Genomic DNA, 13,860 nt, shown 5'->3' with positions numbered 1-13,860 from the left:
ACTATACCGCAACCGTTCGCGTGAACCAACCTTTTTTCCGTTTTTCTTCTATTATATAGAAAGAAATCATAGATGAGGTACATTTAATTCTAGCATCACAGGACAGTGGTCGCTTCCCATTACATGCGGATGAATAGCAGCTCCTTGAATAACGTCTCTAATTCTCTCTGATACGATAAAATAATCAATGCGCCACCCGATATTTCGTTCTCGCACTTTATTCATATACGACCACCACGTATAGGCTCCTTCTTGATTCGGGTATAAATAGCGGAATGTATCAAGAAATCCGCTAGCAAGAAGCGTCGTCATTTTCCCTCGCTCTTCTATGGTAAAACCAGAATTGCCTCGGTTTGGCTTTGGATTGCGCAAGTCAATTTCTGCGTGGGCTACATTTAAGTCTCCGCACAAAATCACCGCTTTACGGCTATTTAATTTTTTCAAGTACACGAGCAGATCATCTTCCCATTGCAGCCTTTCTTCAAGCCTCGCTAAATCTCTTTTAGAATTTGGCGTATACACATTTACTACATAGCATTGTTCAAACTCGAGCGTAATGATACGTCCTTCTTCTTCCGATTCTTTACCCACACCGTATGAAACGGATAAAGGCTTCTGCTTTGTAAAAACAGCCGTTCCAGAATAGCCTTTTTTCACGGCGTAATTCCAGTACTGATAATATCCTTCTAGCTGCAAATCAATTTGTCCTTCCTGCAGCTTCGTCTCTTGAATACAAAATACATCCGCATCCACTTCTTGAAAATAATCTAAAAAACCTTTTCGCACACACGCGCGAATACCGTTTACGTTCCAGGAAATCAACTTCATAAACTGTCCACGTTCTCCTCACTTGATTTATGTATCAGTGTTTAGTGTAGACAATTTTTTGCATAAGTTCAAATAATTTAAAGGGTACCCTTCTTTTTAAGGTATTCCTGATATTTCTTCTTATTTTATTTTCTGTACCTCAAACACTAGATACAAGAGGTGAAACATAATGTCAACAAACTACACGTATGAAAATAACGAAGAAGTTTCTACTGTTTCTAAAAAAGAAGAGCACCCTACTAAAGAATGCGAAACACAGAATCAAACGGCGCTTACTAAAGAAGATTTTTCTTTAAATGATTCTGCCATTAAGCACTTCAGCAGGTAATCCATAAAAATAAGAACCCGTTAACTGGTAGCAAGACTTGCTGTCTCAAGCTCTTGCTATTCATTTCTTAAAAATAAGGTGATCATATGCTAAAAACCAATCAAATGATAGAAGCTATCAAAGAATATTCCATCCCTTTTGCTAATATTGATGACTTACTGCCGCTTATTAACACAGCAAGCCGCGCTCAATACGTACTTCTCGGCGAAGCATCTCACGGCACATCTGAATTTTACGAAATTCGAGCAGCTATTACGAAAGAATTAATTCAGCATCATGATTTTTCTTTTATAGCAGTGGAAGGAGACTGGCCTTCGTGTTTTGAAGTTAATCGCTATATTAAAGGATATACAACTCAGTACGCCAATGCCGAAGATGTCTTAAAAACTTTTAGCCGCTGGCCTTCATGGATGTGGGCCAATCAAGAAATAAAAGAATTGATTGAATGGCTTCGTGATTATAACAACAACTTGCCAGCACATCAGCCAAAAGTAGGTTTTTACGGTTTAGATGTATACAGCCTGTGGGAATCGATGGAAGCTATTATTGAGTACTTAGAAAACAACCACGCTTCTGATGCAAAGAAAGCGAAAAAAGCCTTTGAATGCTTTGAACCTTTTCATCGCGAAGCACAGATGTACGGAATTTCTTCTGCCTTTTACGGAAAAAACTGCATGGTAGAAATCTTAGAGCTTTTACAAACCATTCAGCAAAAGAAAGATACCTATACTCATGAGCCTGAAGCTGCGCTTAGTATGCAGGTAAATGCGCTGGTAGCAAGCAATGCTGAAGCTTATTATCATACGATGATTACCAATGACAATGAATCGTGGAATATTCGCGATCGTCATATGGTAGAAGCTTTAAAATATATTCAATCTTACTACAAAGATAGCGCGAAAGGAATTGTATGGGAGCATAACACTCACATCGGAGATGCAAGAGCAACGGACATGAAAAGCAGCGGCATGGTGAATGTAGGTCAGCTTACCCGTGAAGAATACGGACCGAAGCATGTTTACGCCGTCGGATTCGGAACTCATCACGGCACGGTCATTGCTTCTGATAGCTGGGGTAATCCTCAGCAGGAGTTAACCGTTCCTCCAGCTATGGAAGGAAGCTGGGAAGATACCATTCACCGAGCAGGTGCTTTTGATCAATATCTCATGTTCACAGAGGAAAACCGAAAATTTTTTCATTCAACGATAGGCCACCGCGCCATTGGTGTTGTATATGACCCAGAGGTTGAACAATACGGAAATTATGTTCCTTCTCGCTTGTCAAAACGATATGATGCTTTTATTTATGTAGAAAAAACACACGCCTTATCGCCACTCATCTTTTAATTAAATAAGCGGACTTCCAACGAAGTCCGCTTATTTTTATTGCAAAAAGCTACGAATCGTATCTGCCACAAGTGCATGATCTTCTTCTTGCGACATACCTGATACGGTAATGGTTCCAATTACGCCGACGTTTTTAACCGAAATCGGAAATGACCCTCCTACTGCTTCGAATTCCTGAGGGTTCGCTGCGTAAAACTGCGCGTAAGAACGATCTTTTAACTCGCAGTACAGCTTCATATAATACGAGCTGTGATGGTGACGAAGAACGGTGTTTGATTTTCGTTTAATCCATTCTTCATGATCGGGAATAGCCCCTTCCATCGCATGTTGAAAGAGAGTTTGACCATTTCGTTTAATACTTACGGTTACTGCCTTACCCTTGCTTTTTGCTTCATTAATAATGGCCATTCCGAGCTGTAGAGCCTGGTCATTTGTAAATTGATGAAAGATCAGTTCTTTTTCCTGTTGAACTACTTTTTCAAGCAGCGTCTCTGCCGAATGATTACTCACTGTTTCTCGCTCCTTAGTTAAAATAAACCGCTCGTTTTTCTTTGCTGCTTTCAAATACCGCTTCAATAACTTTAACCACGTCACGAGCTTCTTCTGCTGAAACCGGAAGTTCTTCTCCTCGAAGCAGGCTGTCGGCAATTTTTTGATAATACGTCACATAAGAACCGTGCAGCGTTTCAATTTCTGTTGTTTCTCCTTCGCCCGTTGTCAGCTTACCGTAGTGTTCAGGATGATCTGCTCCCCACGTATCATTCACAGGCTTCTTGCCGGCTCTTAGCATATCTTCCTGGCCGTCAATCCCGTATTTGATATAGCTTGCTTCTGTTCCGTGAACTTGAAAGCGCGGCCCGTTGCTTGGCACAATAGCGCTTGAATGCAAAATAACGCGAAGAGAACCGTATCCAAGCACTACGTGGAAGTAATCATCCGTACGTGCATGATCTCGCTGACCAAACACATCAGCTTGAACAAATTCAGGCATTCCAAAAAGATGTAAGGCTTGGTCAATTAAATGAGAGCCTAAATCGTAAAGCGCTCCTGACCCAGGTCCTTCATTTTCTCTCCAGCGGTCTCGAACAGCCGGACGATAGCGGTCAAAATGAGCTTCATACATTTTAACGTCGCCTAATTTTCCTTCTTCAATCAGCTGTTTCACCGTCAAATAATCATTATCCCATCTGCGGTTATGATAGACGCTTAGTTGAACATCTTGTTCTTTTGCTAATTGAATTAATTCATTTGCTTCTTTTTCCGATACGACCATCGGCTTTTCAACAATTACATGCTTGCCTGCGCGAAGTGCGTCTTTCACCATTTCATAGTGCATGCCGCTAGGCGTTGTAATAATAACTAAATCAATGCTGTCATCTTCTAGAAGTTCAGACAGATTGCTTACTACTTCAACACCCTCTAGGTCACTCTTCACCTTTTCAGGATTTGAACTCATGACTTTTGAAATATGAAATTCGTCTAACACGCTTAAAAGAGGCGTGTGAAAGACCGTTGCTGAAAATCCGTATCCTACTAATCCTACTTTTATTTTTTTCATCGTTTTTCCTCTCCTTTATCAAAATCTGTGACGATAAGCCGCACTTGATTTTGTTCTATTTTTTCTTTTACATCCGCTTCTGGCTCTTTATTTGTAATCAAGATATCAATGTCGCTCATATCACATACTCGGTGTAAAAATTCACGTTCAAACTTCGTATGATCCGCAAGCATAATCACTTGTCTTGCACATTGAATCATCTGTCTTTTTAAAAACGCTTCTTCTTCACTTGGAGATGTAATACTCTCTGCCCCAACGCCGCATGTCCCTAAAAACAGCTGATCTACTTTATATTCCTGCAACGTAGAAATCGTTCTTGGCCCGGTGACGTTACGGTTTTTCCCGTTAAACTTGCCCGGCAGCAAAAACGTATCACACGTCGTATATTGATCGAGCAAATCCACATTATCAATGGAATTCGTAATAACAGTTGCATGCTTTACATCCATATACTTCGCCATCAGTGCGATGGTAGAAGACGTATCTAAAAGTACATCATAGCCCGCCGAAATTAACGAAGCTGCTTCTTTAGCAATTTGTTCTTTCGCTTTGGTAGGCGTTCGTTCACTATAATCAACGATGTGACTTGACGATAGCGTCGCCCCGCCTTTGACTCTCATAACCTCACCGTGTTCTTCAAGCTTGACTAAATCACGCCTCGCCGTATCTTTTGAAACGGTAAACATATCGCAAATTTCGTCTAACATAATCGTACGGTTTGTATGAAGGTATTCAACAATCGCACTCATGCGCTGCTCTTGATACATCCGAATACCCTCCTTTTTTACTTTGATATGAGCTAATTGTAGCGCAAATAAAAGCTAAAAGCCAGAAAAAACTTAAAAATATTAAGTTTTTTAATTTTTTAACTTAAAATATAAAAGTACACAAACGCTTTTTGGAAATAACTATCTTATTTTGGATAATACTTCTTTTATATCTGATACCCTTTCATGCTTTTGACTAATCTCTTCTAAACAATTCAGACTTCTAGCAAACGTATATGAAAAAAAAGCGAGAATCGTAAAGATTCCCGCTTTGTCGTTACATCTTATGCTCAAGCGCCTTGAAGTTTTCTTGAAATTGCTCCAAGCGAACAAGTCCTTCTTCACGCAGACGTTTGTTTTCTTCTTCGATTGCTTTTGTTTCCTGCATTCCTTTCATAATAATATTCCACGTTTGCTCCATCGTTTCTACTTTTACGCTAGGAGCACCGGACATTTTGGCAATTTTAACGCTTTGCTGTGAAATGTTTTCTGCATTTCGAATGAGCAGTTCATTTGTGCGTTTGTCTAATTCGTTCATTGACTCGGCTACTAAATTTTGGCGTTTTGCTGCAATTGCGTTAATAAGTCCATTTTTAAAAATAGGAATCGTTGTAATAAACGCAGAATTGATTTTTCCGATCAGCTTTGTATTTCCTCGCTGCAGCATACGGATTTGAGGAGCAGATTGATAAGATACTTGTTTTGCCATTTCTAAGTCATATAATCGCTGCTCCATTAGCTCAACTGCGTTTTTTAAGGTTTGAAGCTCCATTGCCGCCAGCTGATTTCCACTCGACGCTCGTTCTTCAAGCACCTTTAACTCTTGTTTTAATTCTTCTACTTTTACTTCGCCCGCTACAATATATTTTTCAAGCTCCATATAGTACTGATAGTTTTGCTCGTAAAGCTGTTCAAGCGTTGTGGTCGAATGCTTCATTTCCGTTTCATATTTTGTAATCTCTACATATACTTTATCAATTTCAGAGCCCATCGTTTCATATTTTTGAAACAGCTTATCCACTATTTTTTGACCGCGTTTAAAAAGCTTAGAGAAAAACCCTTTATCTTCAACAAAATCCTTTGCGTCAAATTTATCCATAATCTTTCCAAGCTGCTTTAATAATTGGCTTGACTCTTCCATGCTGGACGATTTAATTGTACTAAGCACTTTTCCAGAAAACGAGGAAATTTCATTGGCCGTTTCTTTCCCATATTCAAGCAGAGCCAGCTGATTTTTATAATCAATTTGTTCTGCTAAGCGACGTACTTCCGGTTCTTCTCGCAGTTTTGCTTTTACTTCATTAGGCTTTGTTTCTAAAGCTTCTTCCGCTTCGTTTAGATCTAAAGGCTGTAATTCATTTGTTGCCATTTAAAAACCCTTCTTTCTTTAAAAGATTCGTTTTAACCATTTTTGAATGAGCGACGGCTCTTTGAATTCTTCATTAAAGCTAATATCTTCTAGCCAGTGCATATCGAAATATTTTTCTTCGACGAACGCTTCTATATCCAGTTGACCCGTCGGATTAAAAAGAACAATATCAACGCCGAATTCATTTAATAGAAGCAGTAAAGCTGCATCTTCACGCGTAAACGTTTCATGTTCATTTCCGTGATAAATAATGAGCCGGGGGACGTGCTGCGTATAATCAAATTTTTGAAGCATGCGAAGCACGTTGTTTGGAAGCTTCAAAGACTGATTAAACAAGTACATTTGATGCTGATACGCATCTTCATGATCCAACCGAAGGAGCTTTGAATGTGCACAATATCTGGAAATAGCTGCAGCGAGCCCTTTCTGAAGCCCGATAGGCAGCTCTTTATAGCGCCACCAGTTGCTTTCAATCATTTTATCTGGACTGAGCGTACCATCACTTCCGAGAGCTCCTTGATAGTGAAAGTGATTATTCCCCTCTATCTTTTTGGCAAAAGGAACAGAATCAATCGTCAGAGCTAACTCATTTTCCGTTTGCATGAGCTCATGCACTTTACTCCAGTACTCTTTTCGATTTCTAGAAATGCCAAGTACTTTTGAAAACAGGACCGGCACGTGTACATATGGCTTTGACACTCCAAAATTAGGACGAATAAACGCCCGTTCTCTCATTAATAAAAAAACCTCATCATACGTCGTTTTAAGAGTAACTGAAGTTGGAAAATACGAACGAAATTGCCACGGTTTATACAGCATGGACTCCTCTGAATGAAGCACTTGCTCAATTTCTTGAGACGCTCTAAATGCTACCGTACCTTTTCGAACCGGTTTATCCGTTGGAAAAGGAAAAAGCGAGCTAGTAGAAGGAAACGTATAAACCGTTGTTAAATGTTGATTCTTATCTACTTCTTTTAAATTATCCTTTCCCTCTGGATGAAAGGTGAGGACGTCAAAACCTAGTAAAATCAAATAATGAAGAAAATACTGCTCGCTTTTATTCGCATCTCCGTACCACATGATGCGAGGCGCGTGCTCAGGAAAGGCTTTATCCAGCATCCAAGTTTTCACATGATTCCACTGCCACTTTATTAAATCGATTAATACGCGTTGAAACTGTGCATCCATAAAGCCCTCTGCGTGCTGTTCTTTAAAACACGTTAACGTTTCAATAAATTTTTCGCGTACTCTTCTATGTATAGCAGGATTTTCTGACTTCACAATCAGCTTTTTCCCTTCTAAAAAAGCAAACAGCCGATTGACAGAAAGGCCGCGTTCTTCTTGATTAATTTTAAGAATCGTTTGGACTTCTTTTAATCTATCATTCGAAATGGACTTATCAAGCTTATCATGCAGGACAATAATTGATGGTGAAGAATGTGCAAGCTCATAAAGAAAAGCTGCGTACTCGTCCGCATCAAGATGAGTGCCTAAATATCTGCCTGCCACTTGCTTATAGGAAGTTTGCTGCTCATTTTGTACAAAGTCACCTCGCAAAGAAACATCTTGAGAAAAAAGAGAAGTTCCATCCTGCTCGTTAAGATTAATTATATGAGGATCAATTAGTTTATTCACGCCTTACAGCTCCTTTCTTTTCAGACATATACATGCTAAAAAGAAAGGGTACTCGTTAAAGCACCCTTTCTTTTTCATTTATCCCGCGTCTTTTTTATACGGATAATCCGTAGTTGCGGCAAAGGTCGGCCAAGCCACCGGAAAACCCGCTGCCAATAGCATTAAACTTCCAATCGTTTCCGTGCTTGTATAGCTCGCATACAACGACAGCTGTTTCAATCGAAAAATCTTCGCCTAAGTCATATCGAAGCACTTCTTCATTTGTTTCAGCGTCAATCAAACGAACAAACGCGTTGGATACTTGTCCAAAGTTTTGTCCTCGAGCATCCGCGTCGTGAATCGTGACGCTAATTCCGATTTTTTCAACATGGTCAGGAAGAAGAGAAAAATCAACGACGATTTGCTCATCGTCTCCATCTCCTGCACCCGTACGGTTGTCACCGGTATGCTCCACAGCTCCATTTGGACTTTTTAAATTGTTGTAAAAAACAAACTCCTCGTCATTTACAACTTGGCTTGATTTATTGGCTAAAAATGCACATGCATCTAAATCGAAATCTTGAGATCCAGCATATTTATTTGTATCCCACCCAAGACCTACTATTACTTTTGTTAATCCTGGGTTCGTTTTGGTTAGGTCAATGCGCTGACCTTTTGATAAAGAAATTGACATAAAAACATCCTCCGTACATTTTCTTACTTTAATGATTAGGCATTTAAACCGAAGTCGTTTACAAGTGCCGCTAAGCCGCCTTGATAGCCGCTGCCAATAGCATTAAACTTCCATTCTCCACCGTGTCGGTACAGCTCGCCTACCACGACTGCTGTTTCAATAGAGAAGTCTTCACCTAAATCATAACGAATTAACTCTTCGTCATTTGTTGCATTTAAAATACGAACATAGGCGTTGCTTACTTGACCGAAGTTTTGACCGCGTGCTTCCGCTTCATGAATCGTAATGGTAAACGCGATACGTTCAATAGATTGAGGCACATTTTTCAAATCTACTTGAACCTGCTCATCGTCTCCTTCACCTACGCCTGTACGGTTATCTCCGGTATGCTCAACCGCTCCGTTTGCACCCGTCGTATTATTGTAAAAAATAAAATCAGATTCTGAAGCACATTTTCCTGCGCCGTTTAATAAAAAAACAGATGAATCTAGATCAAAATCGTTTCCACCGTCATACTTATTTACGTCCCATCCAAGACCTACCACGACGTTTGTTAATCCTGGATTCGTTTTTGTTAAATCTACTTTTTGTCCTTTTGAAAGATTAATAGCCATTTCGTTTCCCTCTTTTCAAGTTGTTTATTTTGTATATTTATTTGCAATTTCACCTAATCCAGTATCTCTCGTTGCATCTCCAGTTGCGGAAAACTTCCATTCTTTCCCGTCTCGGTAAATTTCACCTGCAAACAAAGCGGTTGCTCCTGAATGGTCTTCAGATAAATTAAAGTAGACAAGTTCTTCGTTTTTAGCGCTGTCTACAACGCGAATAAACGCATTTTTAATCATACCGAAATCTTGGTTTCGCTCAACACACTGATAGATGTTGACCACAAACACAAGTTTATGTACGTTTCCAGGAACTTTTTTTAAATCAACAAAAATTTGTTCATCGTCTCCTTCACCTGCTCCGGTAAGGTTATCGCCTGAATGCTTAACGCTCCCGCAGTTACTGTGACGATTTCCAAAATACACAACGGCTGAGTTACTTACAAGCTTATCGTTTGAATTTAGCATAAGAACAGATGCATCACAGTCGATACTTGGTCCGTTTCCTCCGAAACCAAAAAAGCTGCGTTTTTTTACAGGATCCCATCCTAATCCAACAGTAATAGAAGATAGGCCTTCTCTTCCTTTTGTTAAATCAATTTTTTGACCTTTTTGTAGATTAATAGCCACTTTTATTTACTCCTTTACTGTAACGAACATATTCTATTTCAGGTTCTATATAGCTCTATATCATAGCGCAAATAAATGAAAAAATAGTGAAATCTTTTATACCACTTTTAACGTTTACGTAAATCTTCTTTCCATGGAAAGAATACCACAATCTGGTGATTGTTTCAAAAATTAAGCGGTCTGTTGTGACATAAATTAGTTGATTTAAAGTTTAAAAGGTAAGTCAGCCTACTAAAAAAAGACTGTCTCTAAACCGGAAATCCGGGTTATGAGACAGTCTTTTTTGGCTTATTGAGCTATTTTCAAAGTAGGTTCTTGCTGTTCAGCTGTTTTAGCAGCTGCCACGTTTTGAATACGTCCTTCTGCTTTGTATTCAAACGGGCTATTAAGTGTTTTAATATAGTTTACCGTTGCTTGTAAATCTTCTGGTCCCACTTCCATATCTGAAGAAAGTGCGCCAATACCGTATTTTTCATTTCCATACATATAGTTATTGACTACTACTGTATATTCTTTTTCTTTGTCAATTTTACTTCCATCTGGAAGCGTGATATCGACTACTTTATTGGTGCTTCCATCCCACGTATAGTTAAAGCCTGCAATATGGAAATCTAAGCCGGATGATGTAATTTGATTGTTTAACACCGTTTCTAAATCTGCTCCGCTTAGCTTTACTTTATTTAAGACGTTGCCAAACGGCTGAATCGCAAATAAATCACCGTATGTGACGTCACCAGAATCAAGCTGTGAACGAACGCCTCCGCCATTCATTAACGCAAAGTCAGCTTTCATTTCTGCTTTCATACCGTCAGCAATTAAGTTTCCAAGCGCGATATCGCCCGTTGCTCCGCTAGATGGATAACCTTTTGCTAGAGCAGTAGATGAATTTCCAACAACTTCTGCTTTAATAGGTGCTGCTAAGTCTTCATACTTTTTCATAATGCTTGAAACTTCAGGATCTGGCGTATAGTCTTTTTGATAAACGGTCACAATTTTTGCATCTTTTTTCACGATGTCACCCGTATTATCGATTTCAACGTCTACGTCAGAAAACGCTGAACCGTATGAATAAGCTTGAACGATTAGTTTGTTATCTACTACTTTGTTGTTGTATACGTGATTGTGAGCTGAAAAGATAACGTCAACTTCATCATCAATTTTTTTAGCGATATCGGCTGCATCAAATTCGGTAGACGTTCCATTTTGATTAGATGGATTATGAGCAAGTACTACAATTGCTTTAATACCCTTCTTTTTCAACTCTGCCGTATATTTATCAATTGCTTCTGCTTCATCCGTAATTTTTAAGTTTTCATTTCCTTTACGAACAATCATGCTTGGCGTTTCTTGTGTTACAACGCCGATGAATCCAATTTTCTTGCCGCCTACTTCTTTTATCGCGTAAGGTTCTGTAATTAATTTATTCGTTGAAGTATCATAAGCATTTGCCGCTATAACCGGGAAATTCATGCCGTCGTATCCTTTTGTTCCTTTTGGATGGTCTCCCCCTTCAATCATACGGTGAAGCTCAGCAATGCCTTCATCGAACTCATGATTTCCAAGCGTGCCTACATCAAATCCAAGTGATTCCATCACTTCAACCGTTGGCTCATCTTGAAACAGCGCTGAAACTAACGGGCTTCCGCCAATCATATCTCCAGCATGAACTAAAAGCGTATTCGGATTTTCAGCTTCTTGTTTACGAATAGCTGCTGCTGTATACTTCATATTTCCAGCTAACAGCGATTGGCCATTTGACGTAATTTTTGTATCTGTATCGAGCTGACCGTGCAGGTCGTTCATGCCTAAAAGCTGTACCTTTGTATTATCTTTGGATTCACCGTTTAGGTTGATTTTGTAAATGCCAAATCCTTTGTCATCCGTTTTATTTGTATACGTAATGTTGCTTCCTTCAGTTAAATAGCTTTCTCCGCGCGGTGAGCTTGTGAACGTCACGTTAGCCGTTCCGTTAATTGGTGCAATGGACCAGTTATCGTCAGCTGTAGGCGTAATTTCTTTTTGCTCGGTGATGTAGTCCATTAGAATTTGACGGTTTTCATCCGCTGAATCCACCACAAGCTCGCTTCCTTTTAGACCAGGGAAGTTTCCGCCTCCGCCAGCTCGGTAGTTATTTGTCACAACGATAAACTCTTGATTCGGGTCAACTGGTTTACCGTTATACGTTAAGTTAACAACTCGGCTTGAATCCGCATGAATCACGTTTCCATTCACATCGTATTTTGCTGGTTTAGTGACGTCAATTTGATATTGAACGCCGTCAATGACGTCGAAGTTATAAACAGGGAAACTTGGATTTAATAATTCCTGCTCTTCCGTTTTATTCGGTGTAATTTGATTAAACTTACCGGCAGACATATCAATCCAGTCTTTTATAACGGAACCTTTTACTTTGACCGCTTTTAACGTGTTGTCATATAGATACAGGTCACCTGCGCTTCGAATCGTTAAGTCACCTTTTTTAATTTCCGTATATTCATCTACGCCGTTTCTTCCTGCTTTAAAAGGTGCTCCGACTGATAAAATCGGAAGGTCTTTATATTCCGGCTTGTTTTGAGAAACGTATTTTTCCACGTAGTCTTTTTGTGCATTTGTTACAACTTGAATAGATGGATCATCTTTCACAAGAGAAAAATAGCTGTGAATATCATCCGTCGTTTTACCGATTGGTGTGTTCACGTATTTAACCGTTGCATCGTGATCTTTTTGAACCGCTTTAACAACACCTTTATCCGGTTCTACCGTACTTTGCGTAACCGTTTTCCCTGACGCATCTTTTACGTCTTTATACGTTTCACGCGTGGACGATTGAGAGTTTACTACTTTCCATTTTCCTTTTTCTTCTTTTAACGTTAAGTCAATTAAGCCAAGTGATCCTCCGCCGTAACCTGCTTGGACAGCCGGAACGCCGTTGATTGTTCCTTTTGCATTATCGACGCCAGGAAGAGGCTTTTTATCTGCTCCGAGGAACAAACCGTCTAGCGCAGCTTCCGTTTTAGCAGGGAAGACTTTATGCGTGTGTGAAAACGTAATAGCATCAATGCCTTTTACTTCACTTAATGAGTAAATCACATCTTCCGTGTTTTGCTTATTGCTGCTAAACCCAGAGTGAGCCATCGCGACAACTACGTCCGCACCTTTTTTCTTCATTTCTGGAATGTACTTGTTGGCTGTTTCTACAATACCTTTTGTAATGACTTTTCCGTCAAGGTTTGCTTTGTCCCAATCGTTAATTTGAGGCGGCACAAAACCAATGAAACCGACTTTAATCGTTCGTTTTTTACCGTTTTCATCAACGACTTTTTTATTCATAATTTTATAAGGCGTAAATTTATTTTTGTCATTTTTCGGGTTGCTGTCATGATCGTCAACATAGACATTGGCATTTATGTAAGGGAAGTTCGCATCGTTGTACGCTTCTTTTAGAAAGTCTAATCCGTAGTTGAACTCATGATTTCCAAGCGTTGCAATATCATAATCTAGCTGATTCATCGCTTTAAATACAGGATGAACTTCGCCTTTTTTCAGCGGGTCAATCTTAGCTTTATACGTGCCTAGGGGCGTTCCTTGAATGAGGTCTCCGTTATCTACTAATAAGCTGTTTTTTACTTCTTTTCGAGCATTTTTGATTAAGGTAGCGGTTTTAACTAAACCCACTTTCTCGTAAGAGGCATCTTTGAAATAATCATAGTTTAATAGATTCGTATGAACATCGGTTGTTTCCATCAGGCGTATGTTCACAAGCGCATCTTTTTTATTATGGCCTTGATGCTTGCTTTGCTGTGAGCTTTGTCCAGGATGACGTTCTTCCGCTCCTGCCTGTGTAGTTAAAAGAGGCATAGATAATAGAGAAAGTGCCAGTGATGTGGATAGGATTTTTTTCGTTTTACTACTTTTGTTCTTTTTCATCTACCATTCACCTTTCAAGTAAGTTATCATCGCTATAAATCTAGCAACTGTTCAAAAATAGTATAGCAGAAAAGATTTATAAAGGATGTAAATTTTTTGATTTTTTAGTAAACCATTTGTATGCGTTTTATTAACTTTTTGTAAACCGAAAAATTTTTTTTTAGTTTCTCTCTTTAAAACCAAAGACTATAGTT

General features: G+C 39.3%; 12 protein-coding genes. 2 read left to right on the top strand and 10 right to left on the bottom strand.

From position 1 onward, the window contains the following. Window positions 1-66: 66 nt before the first annotated feature. Window positions 67-828, bottom strand: a complete 762-nt coding sequence (locus tag ACFX4N_RS00980) for an exodeoxyribonuclease III (protein WP_057273324.1) — start codon at window positions 826-828, stop codon at window positions 67-69. A gap of 169 nt (window positions 829-997) precedes the next feature. Between ACFX4N_RS00980 and ACFX4N_RS00975 the strand changes: the two genes are divergently transcribed. Both ACFX4N_RS00975 and ACFX4N_RS00970 read left to right on the top strand, forming a co-directional pair. Then, complete coding sequence (locus ACFX4N_RS00975; protein WP_014459762.1) at window positions 998-1,156, top strand: hypothetical protein; 159 nt, start codon at window positions 998-1,000, stop codon at window positions 1,154-1,156. Window positions 1,157-1,242: 86 nt separating this feature from the next. Then, window positions 1,243-2,502: an erythromycin esterase family protein gene (locus ACFX4N_RS00970; protein WP_057273325.1), complete on the top strand. Its 1,260-nt coding sequence runs from the start codon at window positions 1,243-1,245 to the stop codon at window positions 2,500-2,502. A gap of 36 nt (window positions 2,503-2,538) precedes the next feature. Here ACFX4N_RS00970 and ACFX4N_RS00965 read toward each other — a convergent pair whose 3' ends face one another. The 9 genes from ACFX4N_RS00965 to ACFX4N_RS00925 form a co-directional block, all read right to left on the bottom strand. Further along, entirely contained in the window at window positions 2,539-3,012 is a 474-nt protein-coding gene (locus ACFX4N_RS00965) for a heme-degrading domain-containing protein (protein ID WP_055992841.1), read from the bottom strand. Between the two features lie 13 nt (window positions 3,013-3,025). Further along, window positions 3,026-4,060, bottom strand: a complete 1,035-nt coding sequence (locus ACFX4N_RS00960) for an oxidoreductase (protein WP_053487347.1) — start codon at window positions 4,058-4,060, stop codon at window positions 3,026-3,028. Continuing rightward, the gene (locus ACFX4N_RS00955; protein ID WP_013057392.1) at window positions 4,057-4,827 is read right to left on the bottom strand and encodes a DeoR/GlpR family DNA-binding transcription regulator; all 771 of its coding nucleotides are present in this window, start codon (window positions 4,825-4,827) and stop codon (window positions 4,057-4,059) included. The genes ACFX4N_RS00960 and ACFX4N_RS00955 overlap by 4 nt, the downstream gene beginning before the upstream one ends. Before the next feature lie 277 nt (window positions 4,828-5,104). After that, window positions 5,105-6,196 (bottom strand): toxic anion resistance protein, encoded by a 1,092-nt coding sequence (locus ACFX4N_RS00950; protein ID WP_013057393.1) that lies wholly within the window; start codon window positions 6,194-6,196, stop codon window positions 5,105-5,107. 18 nt (window positions 6,197-6,214) lie between these two features. Beyond that, complete coding sequence (locus ACFX4N_RS00945; RefSeq protein ID WP_053487349.1) at window positions 6,215-7,831, bottom strand: YceG family protein; 1,617 nt, start codon at window positions 7,829-7,831, stop codon at window positions 6,215-6,217. 94 nt (window positions 7,832-7,925) lie between these two features. Next, window positions 7,926-8,504 carry a TerD family protein gene (locus ACFX4N_RS00940; protein ID WP_057273326.1) on the bottom strand — a complete coding sequence of 193 codons (579 nt, stop codon included), beginning with the start codon at window positions 8,502-8,504 and terminating at the stop codon, window positions 7,926-7,928. 35 nt (window positions 8,505-8,539) lie between these two features. Next, a complete protein-coding gene (locus tag ACFX4N_RS00935; RefSeq protein WP_013057396.1) occupies window positions 8,540-9,118 on the bottom strand; it encodes a TerD family protein in 579 nt (192 codons plus the stop codon). A gap of 24 nt (window positions 9,119-9,142) precedes the next feature. Further along, complete coding sequence (locus ACFX4N_RS00930; protein WP_013057397.1) at window positions 9,143-9,739, bottom strand: TerD family protein; 597 nt, start codon at window positions 9,737-9,739, stop codon at window positions 9,143-9,145. 288 nt (window positions 9,740-10,027) lie between these two features. Further along, window positions 10,028-13,666 (bottom strand): multifunctional 2',3'-cyclic-nucleotide 2'-phosphodiesterase/3'-nucleotidase/5'-nucleotidase, encoded by a 3,639-nt coding sequence (locus ACFX4N_RS00925; RefSeq protein ID WP_057273328.1) that lies wholly within the window; start codon window positions 13,664-13,666, stop codon window positions 10,028-10,030. Window positions 13,667-13,860: the final 194 nt, after the last annotated feature.

This window comes from Priestia sp. YIM B13551 (assembly GCF_042787905.1).
GTDB lineage: Bacteria > Bacillota > Bacilli > Bacillales > Bacillaceae_H > Priestia.
Note: the sequence above shows the minus strand (reverse complement) of the source record. Positions and strands in the feature narration are given on the sequence as shown.